Origin of the sequence: Paenibacillus sp. FSL F4-0236, assembly GCF_038000135.1 — a bacterium.
In the GTDB taxonomy this organism is placed as follows: domain Bacteria; phylum Bacillota; class Bacilli; order Paenibacillales; family Paenibacillaceae; genus Paenibacillus_AQ.
On sequence record NZ_JBBOBK010000001.1, the window covers coordinates 5,271,922 to 5,294,550 of the forward strand.

Below are 22,629 nucleotides of genomic sequence, written 5' to 3' on the forward strand. Positions count from 1 at the left end.
TCCCCTGCTTGATGCAGAAAGGTCTGAGCCATCTCTTAACCTTCTTTCTGTAAATGTGTTATTTCAAATAACGTTGACTATCTTTAACAGCCTGATTCAGCACTTCCTGGGCATTGCTGCCGTGCATAACCGCTTCCACCGCAGCAGAGAGCTGGCGGTTCACTTCATTCCATTTCGGATTGAGCAGGAACGCAGGTGTATTGCTGGAACGCTCCAGCATCGTGTAGTACGGTTTATAAAGCGGGTCCTGATCTTTCTTCAGCTCATTTACGACACTGACCCTTACAGGCAGATCCGCCACACGCATCTTGATCGAATCATTAGACACATAGAATTTCACGAATTCCCAGGCCAGATCTTTCTGCTTCGAATCCTTGGCGATGGACAAAGCGGACTCCGCAAGCACCCCTTTGACCGGTTTGCCTGGGAACGCCGGGATTTCGACCGTACCTACATTTATACCAGCCGTCTTGAACGATTCCAGCGGCCAGATACCGCTCTCCCACATAGCGATTTTACCTGCTTTAAAAATGTCATCTCCGCTCTGCTGGCCTTTGCCTCCGGTCAGCACAGCCGAGCCGTTCTTAACCATGTCGCCGAGCATCTGGATAGACTCAGCTGTCTCTTTGCTGTTCATAAATCCTTCAATCGTTTTCCCGTCATCAGAGATGAACGAGCTTCCGTTGCTCCATACGAAGCTCTGAAGGTCATACGTATCGTTCTCTGCCCGAACCCCGAACCCGTACTGCTTCTTCGACTTATCGCTGAGCTTGGCCGCGATGTCCTGGAACTCCGTCCATGTCCATCCATCCTTCGGATAAGGGATCTTGGCATCATCGAACAACTTCTTGTTGTAATAGACCACACGTGTGGTGAACCCTGCCGGAATGCCATATAGCTTGCCGTCAATTTTGCCATAGTTGAACAATCCCGGATAGAAATCTTCGATGTTCAATTCTTTATCTTTGCTCGAATAGCTGTCCAGTGGTTCCAGGGATTGATGATAGGTCGGGAAATCCCACATATACATCACATCTGGCGGATTGGTTGCCCCGAATCCGGCGGCAAGCTTCTGGTCAAAACCGTCTGCATAAGCCTCTACCTGAACCTTCGTACCCGGATGGGCTGCTTCGAATTTCTTGGCGATGTCTTGCTCAATCTTTAGCGCGTCTCCGGTATCCCATGTCGCAAAACGAAGCGTCTTCGTCTCCCCTGAGCCTGCAGCACCTGTGGATGATGAAGGCTCACTGTTCCCCCCGCAAGCTGTGACCATAGTTGCCATTAACGTAGTGGCAAGTACAATAAGAGAAATTTTCTTTTTCACTGTGGCAGCCTCCCCTTTGAATGAGGTAATAATAATTGAACCGCTTTCATCTTAACTTTTATGAAAGCGGTTCAAAACCGATATCTATTCGAATGTTTGAGTACTTTTGTTCGATTTACAGATCGGGGTGTCCATCTGTTCGAATCACGGCGTCTTTTTGTTGTATGCGGTAATAACTAGGCGTCTGACCCGTGCAGCGCTTAAACCATTTGCTGAAATATTTACTGTCGCCCAGCCCTGTCCGCTCCGCAATATCCTGCATCGTCAACTGCGTATCCCGCAGCAATGCCTTGGCAAGCTTAAGCTTCCTTTTATATTGAAAAGCCACAAAGCTGTCGCCAACCGTCTTCTTAAATAGGATCGAGAAATGGCTTCGGCTAAGTCCCACCTGGCTCGCCAAATCGCTAACCGACCAATCCGCTCCAGGGTTCTCATGCAGAAGCTTCACGGCCTTCCAGATCGGTTCAGGCCAGTCCTGAGACGAAATACCATGCAGCTTCTCCACTTCCGCTTCCTTGTGAAGCGCCATGAAGGCCTTGCTTAAATCTTCAGCGTTGCCCAGCGGTCCTCTCTTAGCCCATTTCAGCTTCTCGATTTGGCTTTTCATCTGAACGAGCAGACTGTCCGCAATTTCCTGCTCGTCACCAGGTACAATGCAGTAGCAAAGGTCCTCACCGTAAGGGATGATAACAGGTGCACTGTGGGGCATCCGGCTATTCTCATCCTCATTAAGCTTGACGAGATCCAGATAAGTACAATCGCATCCACAGGTCTTGATCAGATAAATGTACAAGGGCTCCCTATTCAGCGGCAGCTTCTCCCTAATGAGCTTATCTATTTCGTCAACAAATTTGCTGCTGTGTCCACTCTGCCAGGCAAACAAGAGAGAGCCTAGACGTTCTCCATAGATTTCGCTTGTTTCAGCATCCGCTACGGGAGCAGACGATGTCAGCTCCCTCTGGAACTTCTCCAGCATTCCTTCCAGCTCTTCATCTTCAAAGGCCGTCTTAAGCAGATATCCTGAAGCCCCAAGCTTAATTCCCTGCTGAGCAAATTCGAAGTCACGGTGACAGCTCAGCAGAATAATCCGGGTGTCCTTATCGACCTCTTTAACTTTGCGTAACAGTTCAATCCCATTCATCTCCGGCATGACAATATCGGTAATCACTATTTGAGGCAGGTGAATCTGATAGGCCTCCCAGGCTTTAAGGCCGTTCGGCGCATCCGCCACCACTTCCATCCCATACTTATGCCAAGGAATTGTAGAGCGAAGTCCTTTGCGCACGATACTCTCATCATCTGCAATTAACACTTTAATGGTCTTGGTTGTCTCCATGCGGACTCTCCTCCTTCTTGGGCCACCGAATTACGATAGTAGTGCCTTCACCTTTCGTAGAATGCACCGTCAAGCCATACTGCTGTCCGAAATGAAGCTTGAACTTCTGATTCGCGTTCTGAACACCGAGTCCTCCGCGTCCCTGCGGTTTGCTTTCCGGCTTTGCACGCATAAGCGCCTTCAGCTTCTCTTCAGTGATCCCTGCACCGTCATCAGACAATGTTAACAACAGATGCTCGCCTTCCTCCCGTACACTTAACGAGATGTTACCCTTCCCGTCTTCAAATCCATGAAAAAAGATGTTCTCAAAGAGCGGCTGAAGGGTCATACGGGGAATCAGATACGGCTTAAACTCTTCGTCACAGGTCTGTTCATAACTGAATGCGGACCCATAACGGATCTCTTGTATTTTCAGAAAATGCTCAATCATGCGGAGTTCACGGCCTAGCGTGATCAACTCCTGAGAGATATCCAGATTACCTTCGAGCACCATCGTCAGATGATAGAGCATCTGGCGGATATCCTCTGCCCCTTGGAGCCTTGCTTTCCACTGGATAGAATTCAGCGTATTGAAGAGCAAATGTGGATTAATTTGGTAGTGAAATGCCTTAAGCTCGGCCTCCTTCTTCAGCCGCTCACTCTGCTCCACTTCCTGGACAAGGGATTGAATTCCCCCCACCATACGGTTGAAGCTGGTGTCCAGGCTGCCGAGTTCATCCTTGCCTTCCACCAAGGTCCTCGTGTGTAGCTTGCCAAAGCTGACCTTCTGCATCGAGTCTTTCAGCCTGCGAATTCGAGCTGTGAATTTCGATGAGAATATATAAGCTAGCCCAAAGGCAAGCAGACAAGAAACAATGGCTACAAGTACTGTGTTGGAGCGGATCAGGCTCGAGGAAAAATAAAATGCTTTGGCCGGCAGCCTTGCTTCAATCTTCCATCCGTTGGCTGCAAGTGTCCTATTCCACACCACATCACTATCGTCTGGAGTGAATGGAGAATCTGACTGGTAAATGGGTTGCCCTTCAGAACCAGTTATCGTCAAATGCGCTTTGGTATCTTCCTCAAACATATGGAACATATCTAGAAGAACCTGCGCATTCTCTTCTATTAAGATCGTGCTTCCATGCTGGGTTCCAGCCGGATTATTAATCCGTACAGCGAGCCCCAGTATAGGTTCTCCGGTATCCGAAGCTTCCATGCCATGATTCATAGGATAGAAGCCCAGCCAATAGGGCCCTTTGGATGAATAAGTAATGGCCCGCCAGGCGGGGATATCATTAAGCTTACTGACATCCAGATTATTCTCTCCATAGTAATAGCCAGAACGGGTAATCAGATAAATACCTCTTGTCAGATCCGTCTTAAGTGATTTAAGCAGCGCCTCGAAGTCATCTTTATCCATAATCTCCTGATACGTAGTTGGAACGTGATCACCTAGTCCCACCCGTGCAGGATCAAGGAGATACGAATAGATTGTTCCTGTCGTCTGATTCATCCGGTTCAAAGCGGAGCTGATCTGCTGATCAAGTTGTGCCACGGTGTTCTCCCCGTATCTCCCGAATTGAGAGTTGATGACTATAGCGGATTGATAATAGTTCAAGGCTCCCAGTGACAGTAGCGGAATAATCGCGACAATAAGAAAGCAAAAGAGCAGCTTAGTCCGGATGCTGAAATAAGAGCGAATAGAGAAGCGATGATATAACTTCTTAAAGAAATGACTCCACATGACTTCTCATCCCCGCCTTATATATTTCATTTTTATAGTTGAAGTGTAGCACGGACTGGCACGCTCGGGAATATCTCGGAAAATGGGAAAGCACTTCCCCTCACGCCGGTCTTGACCAAGAGGAAGTGCCCGTATATTTTTAAGTTGTATACTCGTGCCCTAGGATTAAGAAGACACTTGAGGTCCAAGTAAACGCCCTGTCGCGAAGCCCTTGACCCGTCAGGGCATCGAAGTTCTCGGCCATGCCACTCTTGTTCAGCATATTGCAGAATCGGCGGGCTACCTCGCTTGCCAGTTCAACATCCCCCGCCGCGGCCACACCTTCCACGAGCAACATGGTTGATGGCGCCCAAATCGGGCCCCGCCAATAGCCATCCGGCGTGTAGTAAGGGCTCTTCACACTCTCTGTAGCCCAGCCGTTCGGCGTCAAGAAGCGGCTCTCATCCCGCAGGCCATCCAGCAGTTCGCGCAGGATTGGCTCCGGCAGCCGCTTGCCAAGCAGAATGGGCACGAAGAGCAGCAGGCTGTCGCCGTCGGATGCTTCGTGAGTTCCAGAACGGCAAGCGGTGAACCTTCCATCCTTCCAGAAATGACGCAGCATTTTCTCCAGGGTCTCCTCGCCTAATCGTCTCCATGCGGTGCTTTCGTCGGTAAGCCCCAGAAGCCCGGCAATTTCGGCAAGCAGTTCAATCTGCAAGATTAAAAATGCTGCCAGATCCGGACTCTCCACCGGAATCCCGTTATTAAAGGCAGTACTGTTGTCCCACCCCGAATCGTTTCCATGATTGTACTGTGGTATACCGTCCTTGTCGTTATCCCGGTAATGGAACCACCAGTTCGTCCACTTGCTCAAGGGCCCATATACTTCACGAAGATGGGATTCCTTAATATAATTCGTCCGCTGCATCATCCAGGCCAGCGTCCAGCCATGAATAGGGGGTTTGTTGCAGTTCCAAAGCTCGTACTTGTCGTTGATAAAGTCCGGAATCAGGCCACTCTCATCCTGGCGGTCGAAGAAAATCATAAACTGGTCCCAGGCCAGCTCCGGGTGATGTCTGACCAGAGCCATCGCATTGAAGCAGTGATCCCAGCTCCAAATATTCGTCATCCAGTTCTTCGACATATACATTGCTGGCCGGGTCAAACATCCTTCCGCGGGAACCAGGCAGGACCAGGTAATATAAGCCGCCAGTTCACGGCCGTCTTGCCAGCGTTCGGGAACGGTCAAGCTGGCACCCAGCCATTGGTCATATTCCTGTTGCACCGCTAGTACCGCTTCCTCCCATGGTGTCCAGGCATCACGCCGTTCCCATACCGTGCGGAATTCTTCCACCGCGAACTCGGCAATTTCCGTACCCGCTTCAGGAATGAACTCCGCCACAATGCGGGAACTTTTGATTTTGTCCCAAGGTACCTCCATCCGGAGAGCCCCGGTTAACCGGGTGAGCATGAACCGGCATTCATGGGTGAAGCTGTTTACTTCCCAACTGCCTGCGCTGTGTTCATAAGCATAATCATAGGCTGAGGTACGGAAGGTGAGGCGAATGCCACATCCTCTGCTCTTGAAACGGACCGTACGACCATCTGTGATACAGATCTCCGCATAGATATTGTCGGTATCCGTATTCAATCGAAGCAGTGCAGGCTCTGCCTTAGCCTCGTACGGAATATACTGATTACTCTCGTCCAGCAGTTCAATTTGAAAAGCTTCACCAAATTTATCATCCCCACCACGCACGGTCCGTAAGTAAAGTCCCTCCGCCCTGACATCCGATTCAGGTAGTTCAGAAATAGCCAGAAAGGTGCCTCTTCGGCTGAAGGGTACCGTGTTAAGATTAAAGTTCATATCGTTGGACTCCTTTCCAAAGGAAGTATGCGCTTTCAGTTTATCCAAGGCGTCAGAATTACGAAACAGACAGGTGTTAGCGATGGGGCGTCATATTGTTGGAGTGAGAAGTCTGAGGCGTACACGGGTGTCTTTTTGTTAGATGATCAGGGGTACAAATGTTAGCACGTCTTTGTAAACGAGCATATCGATAGGGAAACGGCATATGAGTTTGGTAGAAAAAAAGGTTATCCGTAATACCTCATGTAGGCATTAACGGGATAACCTTTTGCTGGTAATTTAATTTAATGGAATAGAATAAAACAGTCGGGATCCTTTGTTGTTGGTATACCATACAATTTTGTCGCCGCTAACAATAGGGCTGCTTTCTGATAGTACAAAGTTCTTAATCGTTTGGATACCGCCAGTGGTTGCACCCTCTCCATTTATAAGAACATATTTCAGGTCACCCGGATGATTCTCTTTATCAAACTCCTGCCACAGCACCATCATTTTGTCGTCTGTTATTTTCACCAATTTAGGAATGGAAGCGATCTGGTTCGTACCAACATATTTAGCCAAGGTGATGTGGTTCACTGCTGTGCTAGACAGGTTGGCTATTGGCAGAACACTAAGAACGATATCTCTCTGATCCTTCTCTAGTCCCACCATCTCATAAGACGTATATTCTTTGACAAGCGAATGGTCAATCGTATTCATAGCGACAATATAGTTCGCCGAAGACATCTCAAATCCGCCTATAGAAACGCCTGTGGTGTTCGCTCCGATTTTGCCGGGAATATTAAACAGGTCTACCTCGTTATAGCTGGTTCCATTTCCTTTATTCAGCACAATCGAACGAGGATAGGCATCACCATGATCCACTAGAACATGAGTAGCACCATCAAACAATACATATTGATCAAAAGAGTGGCTGACATGATTCTTCTGGAATCTTCCCAGATCATTCGTCACGGTCATTGTTTGGGTATTCACGATAATGGTCAGCTGGGATTGATGATTTAGTTTATCTTCTGTCGTGTACCTTGTACGTGAAGTGTGGAATACAAGCGTATCACCAGCCTCGGCCATACTACCAGAGCCAGAATCAAAAGGGCTAACCGTATAACTCTCGCCACCCTTAACGGAGACACTGTCTACTCTATTGAAGCTTTTATCATAACGGACAATACGAATCACTTCTTTGCTATCATTCTCTTCGCGATTCTCTTGTCCAAAAGCAATATAGTTATACTTCTCCCCACTATAGAAACCACCAAATATCGGAAGCTCAAAAGGGATACTCTTATTTCCAGTTAGTTCAAACTTCTCATTATATGATTCAATCGTAACTTCCTTATTCGCCTCAAGGACACTTACAGTCCCATCATTATTATTCACAAGATAAGAAGTGGCCGTACTTTTCCATCTGGGAAAATAAGAAGATACAGCGTTACTTTCGGTTTTCACCGCCGTCTTTACCCGGTAAGCATGATCTGGAACTTTTGAGAACAAGGATATTCGATCAGACTGAACGTCATATTCGATATCGAATGGAATTTTCCCCGCCAAATCTCGCAACTGAACATAGTTATTCTCGTCAATATTGTACGCCGTAATCGACTGTAGCTGTCCGTTCACTAGCACTTTAGAGGTCGACAGCGTAGCTGAATAATTTCTATTGCGACTATAATAGTTGCTGCTAGCTTTCTTTTCAGGAGTATAGGCTTGCCCGGTTATGATCTCTATCGCATTGTTTGCTTTATTCCAAGTGATATCAAATTGACTGGCTGTTCCCGAGAAATACTCCGCTACATCGCGCAGCCGGAAATAATTGTTGTTCGAGATATTGAATCCGTTCAGGTCCCTTTGTTCTCCGTCAAAATATGTACTGCTCTCGGTTACCTTAGCCTTCACCGTACTGCTCGCAAAGGTTGTAGTGCCTAGCGCTGGTATAACCAGTAATACAATTAGCAAAACACTAAAAATCCTCTTCATCCAACTTTTCCCCCATTTATATATAAATAAAAATACTATAATTTTTATCGGTATTTTATTCCTATTCCTCCACCACATAACTTACAAACGCCAAGCGCTTACTATCCGGAGACCACGAATTCACGTTAATCGTTCCTTGTCCTCCAAACAATTGTACTAGTGTGCGATAATCTCCTCCCGTACTTGCCATCAATCGAATCTCAACATCCTTATTCGCAGGGTGATCGCCAGGATCTACATCCCCTTTGCGGTAACTCAGGTAGGCAATCGTCTGACCATCTGGCGATACATGCGGGAACCAGTTATTACTCTCATCAAAAGTCATCTGTGTTTGCTCAGTGCCATCGGCATTCATTCGCCATATCTGCATCAGCCCTGTACGCACCGAATTGAACCATATATGTCCCCCATCTGGTGAATATTCAGGCCCATCATCCAGCCCAGGCGAATCCGTCAGTTGTACCTCTACTCCCCCGTCTACTGGAATGGTATAAATATCATACTGACCATTGCGCTCTGCACAGTAAGCTAACTCAGCACCGTTTGGAGACCAACCATGTAAATAACTTGGAGCATTCGGTGTAACTAGAACCGGTTCGCCACCCTCCATGGGAAGAATATATATACGAGATTTACCATCTTCTTTCGTATGGTGACTAATTGCAATCTTAGTGTTGTCAAAAGACAGAACATGATCGTTATTACATTCCGCAGCAAACCCCGAGTCAATTTGAACAAGCTCACAGGTTGCGATGTCGAACGAATAGAGACAACCTCGACTATTATAAATAAGACGCTTACCATCGCTAGTCCAATTGGGTGCCTCGATTAAATAATCAAATGAGCGGAGCGCAGTACGTTCCCCAGTCTGTACATCTACGATTTCTAATGTGCTAATCACTTTCATTGTCCTCTCTCCCATCGTTAAAATATGTACATAACCCACTTCGACAGCTATTCTAAATCCCCTTTCTTTCTTGGTAATGCAATTATAAAGACAAAAAGATCTGCCTCGAAGAGAGTTCACTCCTCAAGGCAGATCCATAATCATCTTATAAACGTCCAGCCGCTTTTACTTTTACCAGCAAGGCATTGCCCGGCAAGTATGCAATCGGAATATCCTCAGACAATACGATCTGAACGGTATCGCGATCTGCACCGGCTAGAACAGCTTGCTCTATTGCATGGCTGCGGGCATCTTCCTTAGCTTCATCATAAGACATTTCGTCCAGGGAATAAATCCGCTCTGTCTCCCCGCTCACCTCACCTAACGCAGCGCCAATCGCATTCGCAGCATCATAGTGATCCGGTCTCACAATCCGTGATACACCTTCAAGCTTGTCTGCCACAAGAATACTTCCGCCACCGACCAAAATGACGTCAACAGGATCTGAGCTTGTCTTCATCCGATCAATCGCTTCCTCGATATCCCGCGTAATGATCTCATCTGCTCTCTTGCAGATCGATTCATCAAGTACCTCTGTCTGCACATCTTTCCACTCGTATCGATTAAGCTTCACCGCCACATCGGTTGCTGTGAGCGTATCACCACCAAAGATGAGGCCGCGCTTCAATAGCTCGTATCCCACGCTATCCGGACCCACTGTTACCTGATCCTGCGTTTCATCCAAGCGAACGATTGTACCGCCGCCGATCCCGATCGATAAGATATCCGGCATGCGGAAGTTCGTTCGAATCCCGCCAATCTCAACCGCAGCGGAGGATTGACGCGGGAAGCCTTGCATCAGGACGCCGATATCTGTCGTGGTGCCACCGATATCAACAACAAGTGCATCATTCAGACCTGACAAGTGTGCCGCGCCCCGAATGGAATTCGTCGGACCGCAAGCAATCGTCAGAATCGGGTAACGAAGCGCATATTCACTGTACATCAGTGTTCCATCGTTCTGACAGATGTATAGGCTCGCGTCAATTCCATAAGTGTGAAGCGCCTCTTCGAAGCCCTTTACGACTCCAGCAATGACGTTAAGTAATGCGCCGTTCAGCAACGACGCGTTCTCACGCTCGAGCAATCCAATACTTCCAATCTCATGAGACAACGTCACAGGCATATCTGTGCCAAGTACTTGCTTTGCTAGTTCTTCGACACGTTTCTCCTGCGAGGTATTCACTGGGGAGAACACACCACAGATCGCAACCGCCTCGACTTCACCCTTCATTTTCAAAAAGCAGTCTAGAATCTCTTCTTCATCCATTTCAACAATCGTGCGGCCATCATATTCATATCCGCCATGAACAACATAAGCATGTGGGCAAACCGTTGCCTTAAGTGTATCGTCCCAATCTGCAAGTGGAGGAACCGCAGTTGTTGCCGGTGCCCCGATTCGAATCAAGCCGACTTTCCCCAAGTGTTTGCGCTCCACAATAGCATTCGTACAGTGCGTAGTTCCGAGCATTGCATAACGAATCTGCGCCGGATTCACACTACTCTCTGCTAACAAACGACGGATGGATTCAGTAATGCCTTCATTCACATCACGTGTGGTATGCACTTTTATCGTATGAATGGTGTTTAGCTTGGAGTCGAGCAAGGCTGCATCTGTATTTGTCCCGCCGACATCAATCCCAATGCGGTATATTTCTTCCATGTTGTTTACATTCGTATGAGACATTACTCTGCTCCCCCTTTCTCTGCTGCCAATTGTTCAATTGGAACATAAGGTGCATCATAGCCAAAATATTGTGGACCTACCGTCTCGAGGCCCTTTGGTGAACGCCATTTCTGATCACAAGAGAAACCAACCACACTCACCCGGGCACCGTATTTCAAATTCTCAGTCGTGATTGGCATACCGGTATCCTGGTCAAGCACTGAGATCAGGTCAGGAGTAATAGCAATTGAATGTCCATCTTCTGTGGCAAGAAGGAACTCATTCTGGAAGAACAAAGTCATCGTACGTCCCTTTTTAGCATCTGTACCTTCGAAGATCGCTTCACCGCGTGTAAATCCGCCTTCTGTACGACGGCGAATGTCTACTGCCTTCCCCTGGAACAACGCATATCCATTCAGCTGCTTCAGCAGCATTTCAATTGGATTCTGCTTCAATTCCTTGGACTCGAACAATGTTTTTCCGATTTCATACGCAAGCGTCAAGGTATGTGGGATTGCGCTTTGCTTTACCTGCGCTCCAGTTACCGGATAATCACAAATCGAAGCTGATCCGCCCATTTGAATCGTAACCGCACGCGCCATCCGCTCTTCCCAAACACCGTCGATCGCATGCATAAGCACACCGTTGCCGCGTTCATCTGCCATCGTAATCGGACTGCAGTCAATACCGTCCAAGTAGAACGTCACCATTTGCGATTCTGGAAAAGCCCGTCCCATGGCATCCGCATCTACGATAGGAATATTGCGTTCCGCAGCCGTAATTACGGGAACCAGAGAGTTACCGCCACCGACCTCAATCGGCATAATGGCGCTCACCTTGCGTCCAAGCTCTTTCTCAATCATATCCAAAGGCTTGATCATTTGCTGAATCGAAGGAATCTTCTCATTCATAACCGTAGGTGCGCCAATCATGGATATGGGAACAACCAATGCATCGTCCTCCAGATCCTCAGGACTTAATAAACGAACAGGACCATATTTGCGAATGGCTTCCATCGCCATCAATTTACCAATATGCGGGTCACCGCCCCCGCCTGTTCCAAGAACGGCTGCACCAACAGCAATGTATTGCACCGCTTGTTCATTTAATTCTGTTAGTTTGTGATTTCTCATGTTGTTATCCCTTCTTTGTCATGATTTTGCCGACAATCCACTGCACGATAAAGGCGAACATAAACGCATCTAATGCCGGTACGCTCGTGATTTGGAACCATCCAAATCCATCTGGCGCTGCGGTTGTCATAAAAGCGAACAACGTAGCTGCAACCCACACCGCTAAGGAGCGAATCACCCAGTTCTTATTGCGATCCAGACCTTCAAAAGTGAATTTCTTTCGATCTACAAGCAAAAATTCGGACGTGTATATCCCCCCGATTGGAGAGACAAACACCGTAATAATATTTAGGAAAGATAAAAACTTATCATAGATGCCAAGTACGGCAAGCAACGTAGCAAAGATACCTGCCACAATAGTAATTAGCTTTTTCGGAACCTTTTGGAACACGACAGAGAACCCTAGCGAAGCAGAATATAAATTGTTCGTGTTTGTCGTCCATTGGGCAAGGGTTAAGACGATAATGGCTGGAAGCCCAAGTCCTAGCGCAATGAAAATATTCGTCAGATCATCTGTGTCCATAATTCGAGATAGAAAAATAGCTACAATCGTCATGAAGCTGTTACCCACAAAGAAGCCGATAAAGGCCGCGGTTATAGCATGCTTGGGTGTGCGCGCCCAACGAGCGATATCCGGTGAAAGCACCGTGCCGACAATAAAGATACCAATAACAAGCGAGATCGCTGTCCCCATCGGGATCGCTGCTCCGCTAATCGGTTCCCACACGGCTGAAGCTCCTTTGGTGTGGAACGCGGAATAAATAGCCACACCGATAAACAAAATAAGCAATGGTACGGACCAGGTGCTTAGTCGTTCAATAGATTGATATCCCCAAATAGCTGTCGACATCATCAAAAGCCCACCTATGAATGAAAGCACCCCTAAGGACAGATGAATATCCCATAATTGACTAAAAGCAGTCTGCATATTCGAAGCGAAGAACCCGACCTGCACCCCAAACCAACCGAGTGAGAAAATACCGAGGATAACTGCTACGACACGTGCACCCACATTTCCAAATAGAAACCGAGAGATCATCGATGTCGATAACCCTGTTTTCGCTCCTACATACGCACATAACGCTCCGATCACCCCTAGGATTAACGAACCGATTATTGTTGCTGTGAGTGAATCCGTCAGATTCATTCCATTGCCAAGCTGAGCACCCAAGAACATCGCTGATAGGTCAATCCCGATGGCGATCCAGACGAGCGACATAGATAGCCATTTTTTACGCAAATGCGCTGGAACCGGCTCTCTCTCAAAATCCCCCGAGCTAAGCTCGTTCCCCTTTACTTCACTTACTTCTGCCATTCTCCCCATCCCCTTGTTGTTATCTTCTTCTGTAGCGCTATGAGGACGCACCCTTCCAATACATTTCAAACGCATGGTTTAGCTTACGCTCATAAATTCCTTTAGAAGTGTAATAGAAATACTGCATGCTTAATCCATCCATCAAGTTGAGAAAAGCATCTGTGAGAAGCTGCACGGATTGATCGCGAATTACGCCCTCTTCCATCCCTTTTGAGATGAATTGTTCAATGATCTTCGTCAGCATCGCGTCGGACTCTAGGAATGCTTCCTCAATCGTTTCCTTTAAGAATGCCGGTGGGAAGACCACATACCTCAGCACAATTTTGCTTGCTTCAGGACTCTTCTGATAGAACTCATACTGTCTAGACAATATGCCTCGTAGACTTTCCTGGGCACTCAGTACTTTCTGTTCTTCCGACAGCTCTTGAATATAAGTGTTATAGGACTGCATAGCCTCACGAAAGACCGTCATAAACAAATCCTCTTTATTCTCAAAAAAGGCATAGATCGCCGGAGTCTTCACGCCAACTTCCTTCGTAATTTCAGAGAGAGCCGTACCCTCGTAACCCTTCTCTCCGAATAGTCGCATCGCTACTTCTTTCAACTTGTTTTTGGTCAAGACATTCCACATCCCTTACTTACTTAATTAACGTTAATTAAAAAACACTATACATCTTTATGCATAATAATTCAATATTTTTCATAAAAAATAGCCATCAATACATACAAAAAAGCCGACCAACATCAGGATAATCCCTGAATTATGATCAGCTGAACGGTGAACTGGGTTTACTTTAGAAGCAAAGTTGTTACTGTAATCTTTCATCAAACATGAGTTGAATTTGAATACCAAAGGGATCTTCAATGATACCGTAGGCTTTACTAAACACATTACTAGATAAAGGAGTAATAATTTTCACGCGCTCATCCGTGATTAAGCTACTATAGAAGTGTTCAATTTCCTCTAGGTCAGCACTTTGAATACATAATGAAGTGTTATTACCCATTGTATATTCTTCACTTGGATTCATGGTTTCTTCTGCGATCATTAGTTTGGTTTTGCCGATTAACAAGACAGAGTGAGTAATATAATCCTTATTTTCATCCGTAAGCCGTATGGAGCTGTCACGTTCTGCTAGTTGTTGATAGGTAACACGTAACAATTCCTCTGCATTAAAATGCTTTTTGTAAAATTCTATAGCTTCCTTGGCTCTTCCCTTCATCGATAAGAAAATAGCTACTTCTAATGTTGTACTCATAGTGTAAATCTCCTTCGTATATTTGATATGTGATCTTAAACTTATTATCATATATAAAGGTATCAAAACATGACACCTTAATAAGGAGTTTTTTATATGAAGAAATCCGAACGCTTAAATGACATGATGAGATACTTAAACGGGCGAGAGTTTTTCAATCTAAGTGACCTTATGGAGAAATACAATATTTCAAAAAGCACAGCGCTACGTGATGTTACTTCATTAGAACAATTGGGTATGCCTATTTTCGCGGAACATGGAAGACACGGACGTTATGGTATTTTGAAAAATAGATTGTTATCTCCTATTATTTTCACGATAGATGAAGTCTATGCACTGTACTTTGCTATGCTGACGCTAGAATCTTATCAATCTACACCTTTTCATTTAAGTGTTAACAAGCTAAACGAAAAGTTCGAGCACTGTCTATCGAGTACACAAATCAACCAGATTCATAAAATGAAAAAAGTTCTACAATTCGAAATGTATCAGCATAAGCATGTCAGTCGTTCTTTAGATAAAATCCTGGCAAGTATTCTAAATGAATGTGCCTGTAACATTGAATACACAAAAAATAACCAGACAAAAAGCTACCCTGTACAATTCTTCAGAATTTCCGCGAAGTTTGGTCAATGGTATGCTACTGGAATAGAGTTAAATACGAATACATATAGAGTGTTTAGATGTGATCGAATAACCTTCATTGAAGAAGAGGAAAGCACAGCCCGCTATTCTATAGAAGAACTTCTTAATCGTTCCTTAGAATTTTATCAATCCGAGAACAGTATTCACTTTGAAGTTGAGATTGCGGAGCAAGCCAAAGATATTTTTTATAAAGAGCATTATCCCTCTATGGAAATAGAAGCTGGACCGATAACCGTCATTAAGGGATTCTATAATCCAGGCGAAGAAGAATTTCTAGCTAATTATTTCATGCGTTATGGTCAGTATGTTAGAGCGGTGAAGCCTGAAGGCTTGAAACAAATGATTCAGGATAAGCTAGAGCAACTCTTAACTCACTATCAGAAACTATAAAGCTACTCAAAAGAGGTAAAAAACACATCTTGGAGAATGGCTTTAGCCTTTTTAAGGTTGCGTGTATCAAGTTGGTTAAGCATGTCTACGATTTGACTCATTTCATCGATTTCCATTGCCTCAAGAGATTCTCCAGCATTTAATGGTTCTTCTTCAGCAACCGATTCCGGATGAACCCATGATGCTTCTAAAGTATCCTCGAACGCTTGGATCAGAAATAACAATTCATCTGTGTTATATCTCTGTAGAAACCGATTTATCCCTTTATTCATCTCCTTATGTAGTGCTTGATGCAAATCGAATATTTCTTTTCCAAGAGGTGTTGTAAGAAACAGCACTTCTTTTTTATTATCGGGGAGAAACTCCGTGCGAATAATTTGCTGCAGAACTAATTTTCTAGTGATTTTGGACACGCTACCTTTCGGAATTCCGAAATGCTTCGAAATGGTAGTGCCATTCACCGGCTCAAGCTGTCCAATTGCATCGATTACATGCAGCATCATGACTGTGGAGTCTTGGAGGAAATCAATGATAAGGGGATTACTACAGTTCTGAATCAGCCACGCCTTCTCTTCATCATCCTCCGATTGAAATCGCTTTTGTAATTGGGGAATCATATCTATCAATTTTTTTATCATAATATCCTTATTAGGTAAGTTCTCGAAAGAATGCGTCACTGTTAAGTCTCCTCGTAAATTCATCTTATGCTCATTTTAACAAGACACAGCTCATAAATAAAGTTTCCTAGAAATAATATTGACAATAAGGAAACTTAAAACGTATTATTGTTTCCATGGTTAATATTTAATTTCTAGGAAACAATAAAACGAAGAGAAGGTATTTATATGAATGTCTTAGTTATTTTTGATCATCCCTACGGAGCATCAGCGTCCGAGAATATCCCACATCAGCGAAGCTATTCCGCAGCCTTATTAGCCTCCGTAATGCGAGGTCTTACCACCAAAGGTCATACGATTGATCTTATCGATCTGCATGCCGATGGATTTGATCCAGTCATGTCGCGCGAAGAACTTGCTGTTTGGCGACAAAAGAAAACCACCGACCCCCTAGTCGCCAATTATCAGCAACGGCTTTTGGCAGCAGATCATATCGTCTTCCTATTCCCCATTTGGTGGGAGGCCATGCCCGCTCTCACCAAAGGCTTTCTTGATAAGGTATTCGCAAAAGGTATTGTCTACGAGGAAATTAAACCTGGAAGGCCCTTCAAATGCTTGCTCACGAATCTTAAAGGAGTGTCACTGCTGACCGTAATGAACACGCCCGACTTCTTTTATCGCTGGATTTTTGGCAACCCCATCACCAAAATTCTGTTCAGAGGGACCTTCCGCAAAATGGGAATACGGAAGAACCTCCGTTGGTATAATTATGCCGGGATGTCAGATCGCAGCTTAGAAGAACGGGTGAAGCATCTTAATAAAACAGAACAACGTTTTGCACGACTAGAGTAGATTAGATTACTGAAGCTGGGACTGATTTCGAGAGCTGAACCTCGGGTTTGTTCGCCTCCCTGAGCACCAGCAATCCGATGAATAAGGACACAACACCAATAATGATCAGCAGTGCTCCCAGCTCCTGGCTGTAGGCTGTTAACGCCGCATCCCGAAAAGCCATCCCGCGTATAAGGCGATTAAGCCAGTTCATCGGCAATGCCCAAGCGGAAATTTGAAAAAACTCCGGAAACGCTAATGGGCTCAATTGGATTCCAGTGGCAAGAAACGACGGATACAATACGAAATTAGTTCGTAAATTAACTTTGGATACGTCTTTGGCAGTATAACCAATCAACAGGCCCATAAGTGACAGAGCAAAGGCATACACAAACAGCGGAATAATAAAAAGATAAGGCTCTGCTTCAAAGCGCATTCCCCCTACCTGCTTTAATAAGCCATAACACAGGAGCAGCGAGATCGTTGATAAAACAGCGTAAGGTATACTACGAACCCAAATCTGCCAAGGAGACTTCCCGTTTGCAAAAAGTTTCCCCTCCTGCCGTAAGCGAGGGGCAATTGAACCTGCTGCGCTTGTTGTAATCATCAGCACCACAATATTCACAAATCCAATGACCATAAAGCTCACATAACTTGTGGTCGGATTAAACAACATCCGCTGCTGCAGGGACAACGGAGAAGCAAGTCCTTTAGAGGTTTCGGCATCCATCCCCTTTTGGAGGAGACGGGTCATAGAAAGAGTCATATTTTCCGTCTGGATGACTTCCTGAATCGCAGTTCGGATGCCGGTTAGACCTGATGGCATGGTGTTATCCATTAAGATGCCGAGATTCGTTGATATCCCCTGCTGCTGATGCAGCCCTAACGCTTTGGGAAGGGTGATGACCGCGACAGCCTGCTCATTTGCCAATAATGTTTCTGGATCTAAGGGGCTGGCATACACATTAGTTACCTTCATATATGGAGAAGCATTTATTTTAGAGATCAGCTGTCGTGAATACGAGCTGTGATCCTCATCAATGACTACAACATGCGATTCGCTGATTTGATTCTTCGAGAACATCAAGCCAAAAAATATAGCCGCGATAAGTGGACCAATAAAAATCAGGCGTAAATACTTACTGCCCGCCACGTACTTCCACTCGTCAATCAGTGATTTCATCGAGCTTCACCTCCGCTGTCATCCCCGGAAGCAAATCAGCATTCGCATCCATAGCTATACGGACAAGAAACATGCTTAAATCGGCTTGCCCTTTTTCACGTGACATGCGCAAGCTCGCAAATTGAGGGGCGGCTGCGATGGAAGTAACCACACCCGTCACCTCGCTTGGATGGTTCAAATACGGAAAATGAACGTCGATACTTTGATTCACCTTTAGCTTTTGGATTTCGCTCTCCTGTATGTAAAGGTCTGTATAAAAGTTGTTTTTTTGTAAAACCGCCATTGGCATTCCTAGCTGTATTTGATCTCCCGGCTTTACAACAATCCTGTTGACCGACCCGTCCTCCGGCGCGAGTACATCTGTTTCTCCTTCTTCAGCGGATTTAACCTTGAACAATACCTCTCCCTGTTTTATAGAATCACCTACAGCCACACTGACCTCTACAATTGACCCTGGACTGTTCTGATAAAATATTGTCTTCTGCTCCGCATCCAGAATCCCTTGTTTCCTGCTCTCAGCCTGACTGACTGCATCCTTTCCTTTTACAGCAAGAAGCGCCCCACCAACAATCAGCACAATCGCAATTCCTATATATAGCCCTGCTTTTATCTTCATTTTCCACTCTCTTTCATCACCATTTTTTTAACTGCATTTTCAGCAGCCTCCATAATTACTTCTCCCAATGTGGGATGAGGGTGAATGGTCATCGCCAAGTCCTCCACAGTGGCTCCCATCTCAATAGCAAGAGCAAGCTCCGACACGAGTGTGGATGCCTCTACTCCAACGATTTGTGCACCCACTACGACTCCTGAATTTAGGTCCGCTACAAGCTTGACGAAACCTTCCGTTTCCCTCAAGGCCAATGCTCTCCCGTTAATCCCAAAAGAAGATTTGCCAATAACCAGCGGGATGCCTTTTGCCTTTGCTTCTGTTTCACTTAAGCCAACACTGGCCAGCTCTGGATCAGAAAAAACAACAAGCGGAATGGCTCTATAATCAACCTCGGAGGAAAGACCTGCTATGGCTTCTGCCGCAATTTTGGCTTCATAGGACGCCTTGTGAGCAAGGGCAGGACCCGACGTAATATCTCCAATTGCAAAAATATTCGGGATAGCCGTTCTGCACTGTTCATCTGTCTCAAGGAACCCCCTGCTCGTCACTGGCAAACCTATACGGTCCAGCCCTAAATTGCCATCTGTATTTGGTTTTCTGCCGACAGTGACTAACACATATTCCGCTGTCACATGCAGCTGCTCCTGATTTTTCAAATAATGCAGTGTGATGGCGTCTGCACTCTGCACTACGTTCACAGCTGTCGCTCCGGTAATCATCTTAATCCCATCAGCTTTCAACTGCCTTCCAACAGGGCTCACAAGCTCCGCCTCAAATCCAGGCAGCACTTGATCTCCTCCCTCCAGAATCGTTACCGTTGTTCCAAATTTGGCATACATTTGCCCCAGCTCAACGCCTATATATCCACCGCCAATAACTACTAGGCTAGTTGGAACTTCACGGAGCGACAGAGCTTCTGTCGAAGACAAAACACGTCCGCCAACTGGAAAGGCTTGCAGCTCAATCGGACGTGATCCTGTGGCTAAGATGGCATTTTTAAAAGAAATGCTTTGCTCTTGTCCGGACTGACTGATAATAGCGGTATGCTCATCGACCAATCTGGCCTCCCCTTCCAAAATGCTCACACCTGCAGTCTTTAATAAATAGCCAACTCCACCTGCCTGCTTATTCACAATTCCTTGCTTGAAATCCTGAGCATTCTTAAATGACACTGCCGCATCCGCAGAGCTGAACGGTCTAAGCAACTCGTAACGATGGGATTCAGCAATTAATGCTTTGGAGGGAATACACCCAACATTAGTGCAGACCCCACCTAGCTGATTACGTTCAACAATCGCCGTTCTCATTCCAAGTTGTGAAGATCGCAGCGCCGCCACATACCCACCCGGACCTGATCCAATGACCAACGTTTCTACGAACTCAAGATTCCCCATCTCCTGATACCTCCTGTACCTGCTATTTTAAAATATGATGATCGTAATATATTATTACCATCATATTTTAAAACCGTCAACAACCGTGTTTATCCTTTCATAAGCAGACAGTGCTCAGAATCGTTAAATTGACAGGCTTTATTATGATGCATATAATATTTTAAAAGTAGAATTATGAAGCTATGGAGTGATTATGATGCCCTATCCCAAAGGCCATAAAATAAAAGTACGGAATACGATTGTTGAAAGTGCTGCCCAGGCTTTTCGCACCCATGGCATTCATGATGTAAGTGTTCCATTCATTATGAAGGGAGCCGGATTGACTCACGGCGGGTTTTATTCACATTTCGACAACAAAGAACAACTCGTCGCCGAAGCCTGCCGGTATGCCATCAGCGATACCATCGCACTTTTGCAGAAGGTCGCGGACCAGGAAGAGCAGAACCCCAAAATCAATGCGGTCATTGACTATTATTTAAGTCCGTATCACCGCGACAAAACAGAGATGGGCTGTATTATCCCTGCCCTTTCTGCCGAGATATCTCATTCTTCCGAAGAAGTTCGGCAAGTATTCACCCAGGAACTGGAGCGGATGACTGCTTTTATCTCCGATCTGGCGGGAATTGAACCCTCCAAAGGTAGCGCACTGTTCAGCACCATGGTTGGCTCTCTAGTTCTTGCAAGGACTGTAAATGACCCTGAACTGAGCGACAGCCTTCTTTCGTCAGGCAAACGGTATGCTAAAGAGCTGGTTACGATCTAAAAACAATAAACACCCCAAACAAATGAATCCAACTCAGAAAATTTTCGTAATATTATGAATTATAGATAACTGAGGGGTGTATCCAATGAACGAGCAGTATGCTGCAAGGGTTGAATTGTTCGCAGAGAACGCGCAGAGGATCAAAAAGGCTTTTCCTTGGCATAATGCAATGGTTAGCCGTTTGGCGGGGTTACTGTACACAGCAGAGAATAAAAGTGCAGATGAGGATGCGATTCGTGCGAGCCACGAGCTTATTAAAGAAAATACCGGAATGTTTTCTTCGTTTAGGGGGAATTCGGCAATCAGTATTGCTACTATGCTCTCTCTTTCTGCTGACAAGGAACAACAGCTTGCTAACACGCTGACCGTGTATGACTTATTGAAGGATGTCAAATTTAGAGCCTCTGATTATCTCGTCGTTGCCGCTTATCAAATCGCCGCTAATACGACAACAGATCAGTATCAGCGTACGGTAGAACGCGCAAAGATGTTTTACGATAGCATGAAAGCGAAGCACCGTTTCCTTACCGGACATGATGATTATATCTTCTCTGCCATGCTCGGCCTTTCCGATATCGACGTGGACAGCGGCATCGACCGGATGGAGCAGCTTTACACTACACTAAAGCCTGAATTTATGTCGGGGAACAGTGTGCAAGCTCTGACACAGGTACTGGTTCTTGGAAAAGAAGCTTCAGAAGCAGCGGATCGTGTACTGGCATTACGAGATGCGTTCCGTGCACATGGCATCCGGTTAGATAAGGAATATACCCTTTCTTCGCTGGGCGTGCTAACTTTGCTCTCCTCCAACAATAAGGACATGGTTACGGAAGTCTCAGAGACCTTCGAATTACTGCGTACCAAAAAAAGCTTTGGCAGCTGGTCCATTGTAAAGCAGGAATTGCTACTGCTGTCAGCTGCGCTGGTAGCCTTCAAATATGTAGAGGATGTGCAAAGCGGCATTGTAACCTCGATGCTTTCCACCAGCATCACTAATATTGTGATCGCACAGCAGGCTGCTCTTGCTGGGGCTGCGGCTGCGTCGGCTGCGGCTGCAGCTTCATCTTCTTCGAATTAAGTGGAAATGTGAGGGAAGACATGGACTCGATACAACCAATCACCGCTAGAAATGAAGAATGTTTATACCGTCTACTGAATATTTGGGAATTATCTGTGCGGCATACACATCTATTCCTGTCTGAACAGGACATTGATGCGTTGCGGCCACTGGTTATACAAGGGATGGAGCATATAAGTCATCTGCTTGCTTTTATAGATGACCATGACCAATCGCTTGGATTCATAGGGATTCAGGATAACAAGATTGAAATGCTATTCGTAGAACCTGCTGCAATGGGAAAAGGAATTGGTAAATCGCTCGTTGCTTATGCTATACAGACACTGAACGTACGCTACGTTGATGTAAATGAACAAAATCCGCAGGCCTTAGGTTTCTATGAGCATATGGGTTTTCAAGTTTATGAGCGTTCTGCACTGGATGAACAGGGCAATCCTTTTCCTATCCTGCATATGAAGTTATCGATCGACTCACGTTAAAAGATTCCATCGCCTCTCAAAGCAAAAGAGACCGCTTCGAGTAGCCATAACAATGGCTGTTCGAAGCGGTCCTTTGTGTTTAAGTAGGATCAACTTTTGTTTTTGGTG

The 22,629-nt window shown here is 45.7% G+C and carries 20 protein-coding genes; 5 read left to right on the top strand and 15 right to left on the bottom strand.

What is annotated here, in order from left to right; genetic code table 11:
- Window positions 1-58 precede the first annotated feature (58 nt).
- The 11 genes from NSQ29_RS23630 to NSQ29_RS23680 form a co-directional block, all read right to left on the bottom strand.
- Entirely contained in the window at window positions 59-1,282 is a 1,224-nt protein-coding gene (locus NSQ29_RS23630) for an ABC transporter substrate-binding protein (protein WP_179085840.1), read from the bottom strand.
- Window positions 1,283-1,439: 157 nt separating this feature from the next.
- The gene (locus NSQ29_RS23635; RefSeq protein ID WP_341126220.1) at window positions 1,440-2,660 is read right to left on the bottom strand and encodes a response regulator transcription factor; all 1,221 of its coding nucleotides are present in this window, start codon (window positions 2,658-2,660) and stop codon (window positions 1,440-1,442) included.
- On the bottom strand, window positions 2,638-4,386 hold the full coding sequence (locus NSQ29_RS23640) for a cache domain-containing sensor histidine kinase (protein ID WP_341126221.1): 1,749 nt from the start codon (window positions 4,384-4,386) through the stop codon (window positions 2,638-2,640). The genes NSQ29_RS23635 and NSQ29_RS23640 overlap by 23 nt, the downstream gene beginning before the upstream one ends.
- A 139-nt stretch (window positions 4,387-4,525) precedes the next feature.
- A complete protein-coding gene (locus tag NSQ29_RS23645; protein ID WP_341126222.1) occupies window positions 4,526-6,232 on the bottom strand; it encodes an amylo-alpha-1,6-glucosidase in 1,707 nt (568 codons plus the stop codon).
- Window positions 6,233-6,511: 279 nt separating this feature from the next.
- Window positions 6,512-8,209 (bottom strand): hypothetical protein, encoded by a 1,698-nt coding sequence (locus NSQ29_RS23650; RefSeq protein WP_341126223.1) that lies wholly within the window; start codon window positions 8,207-8,209, stop codon window positions 6,512-6,514.
- Window positions 8,210-8,270: 61 nt separating this feature from the next.
- Entirely contained in the window at window positions 8,271-9,116 is an 846-nt protein-coding gene (locus NSQ29_RS23655; protein ID WP_341126224.1) for a TolB family protein, read from the bottom strand.
- Window positions 9,117-9,261: 145 nt separating this feature from the next.
- A complete protein-coding gene (locus NSQ29_RS23660; protein WP_341126225.1) occupies window positions 9,262-10,842 on the bottom strand; it encodes a hydantoinase/oxoprolinase family protein in 1,581 nt (526 codons plus the stop codon).
- The gene (locus NSQ29_RS23665) at window positions 10,842-11,954 is read right to left on the bottom strand and encodes a DUF917 domain-containing protein (protein ID WP_341126226.1); all 1,113 of its coding nucleotides are present in this window, start codon (window positions 11,952-11,954) and stop codon (window positions 10,842-10,844) included. The genes NSQ29_RS23660 and NSQ29_RS23665 overlap by 1 nt, the downstream gene beginning before the upstream one ends.
- A gap of 4 nt (window positions 11,955-11,958) precedes the next feature.
- Complete coding sequence (locus tag NSQ29_RS23670; RefSeq protein WP_076286137.1) at window positions 11,959-13,269, bottom strand: cytosine permease; 1,311 nt, start codon at window positions 13,267-13,269, stop codon at window positions 11,959-11,961.
- A 37-nt stretch (window positions 13,270-13,306) separates the two neighbouring features.
- Window positions 13,307-13,888: a TetR/AcrR family transcriptional regulator gene (locus tag NSQ29_RS23675; RefSeq protein WP_042184917.1), complete on the bottom strand. Its 582-nt coding sequence runs from the start codon at window positions 13,886-13,888 to the stop codon at window positions 13,307-13,309.
- Between the two features lie 190 nt (window positions 13,889-14,078).
- Window positions 14,079-14,528, bottom strand: a complete 450-nt coding sequence (locus NSQ29_RS23680) for a VOC family protein (protein WP_341126227.1) — start codon at window positions 14,526-14,528, stop codon at window positions 14,079-14,081.
- Window positions 14,529-14,624: 96 nt separating this feature from the next.
- Between NSQ29_RS23680 and NSQ29_RS23685 the strand changes: the two genes are divergently transcribed.
- Complete coding sequence (locus NSQ29_RS23685; RefSeq protein ID WP_341126228.1) at window positions 14,625-15,563, top strand: helix-turn-helix transcriptional regulator; 939 nt, start codon at window positions 14,625-14,627, stop codon at window positions 15,561-15,563.
- Window positions 15,564-15,565: 2 nt separating this feature from the next.
- Here NSQ29_RS23685 and NSQ29_RS23690 read toward each other — a convergent pair whose 3' ends face one another.
- Window positions 15,566-16,240, bottom strand: coding sequence for a MarR family transcriptional regulator (locus NSQ29_RS23690; RefSeq protein ID WP_341126229.1), 675 nt, complete (start codon window positions 16,238-16,240; stop codon window positions 15,566-15,568).
- 168 nt (window positions 16,241-16,408) lie between these two features.
- On the opposite strand from NSQ29_RS23690, the gene NSQ29_RS23695 reads away from it, so the two are divergent.
- Complete coding sequence (locus tag NSQ29_RS23695) at window positions 16,409-17,032, top strand: NAD(P)H-dependent oxidoreductase (protein ID WP_339800447.1); 624 nt, start codon at window positions 16,409-16,411, stop codon at window positions 17,030-17,032.
- Between the two features lies 1 nt (window position 17,033).
- Here NSQ29_RS23695 and NSQ29_RS23700 read toward each other — a convergent pair whose 3' ends face one another.
- Genes NSQ29_RS23700 through lpdA form a run of 3 tightly spaced genes read right to left on the bottom strand, consistent with a single transcriptional unit; the run spans window position 17,034 to window position 20,201 of the window.
- Window positions 17,034-18,194, bottom strand: a complete 1,161-nt coding sequence (locus NSQ29_RS23700) for an ABC transporter permease (protein WP_341126230.1) — start codon at window positions 18,192-18,194, stop codon at window positions 17,034-17,036.
- Entirely contained in the window at window positions 18,178-18,810 is a 633-nt protein-coding gene (locus tag NSQ29_RS23705) for an HlyD family efflux transporter periplasmic adaptor subunit (RefSeq protein WP_076286128.1), read from the bottom strand. Before NSQ29_RS23705 ends, NSQ29_RS23700 begins: the two co-directional genes overlap by 17 nt.
- A complete protein-coding gene (gene lpdA / locus NSQ29_RS23710; protein ID WP_341126231.1) occupies window positions 18,807-20,201 on the bottom strand; it encodes a dihydrolipoyl dehydrogenase in 1,395 nt (464 codons plus the stop codon). The genes NSQ29_RS23705 and lpdA overlap by 4 nt, the downstream gene beginning before the upstream one ends.
- A 196-nt stretch (window positions 20,202-20,397) precedes the next feature.
- Between lpdA and NSQ29_RS23715 the strand changes: the two genes are divergently transcribed.
- The 3 genes from NSQ29_RS23715 to NSQ29_RS23725 all read left to right on the top strand — a co-directional run bounded on the left by NSQ29_RS23715 (window position 20,398) and on the right by NSQ29_RS23725 (window position 22,521).
- Window positions 20,398-20,964, top strand: a complete 567-nt coding sequence (locus NSQ29_RS23715; protein ID WP_076286126.1) for a TetR/AcrR family transcriptional regulator — start codon at window positions 20,398-20,400, stop codon at window positions 20,962-20,964.
- Window positions 20,965-21,049: 85 nt separating this feature from the next.
- Entirely contained in the window at window positions 21,050-22,042 is a 993-nt protein-coding gene (locus NSQ29_RS23720) for a DUF4003 family protein (protein WP_341126232.1), read from the top strand.
- A gap of 20 nt (window positions 22,043-22,062) precedes the next feature.
- Window positions 22,063-22,521 carry a GNAT family N-acetyltransferase gene (locus tag NSQ29_RS23725; protein WP_076286124.1) on the top strand — a complete coding sequence of 153 codons (459 nt, stop codon included), beginning with the start codon at window positions 22,063-22,065 and terminating at the stop codon, window positions 22,519-22,521.
- The last annotated feature ends 108 nt before the right edge of the window (window positions 22,522-22,629 follow it).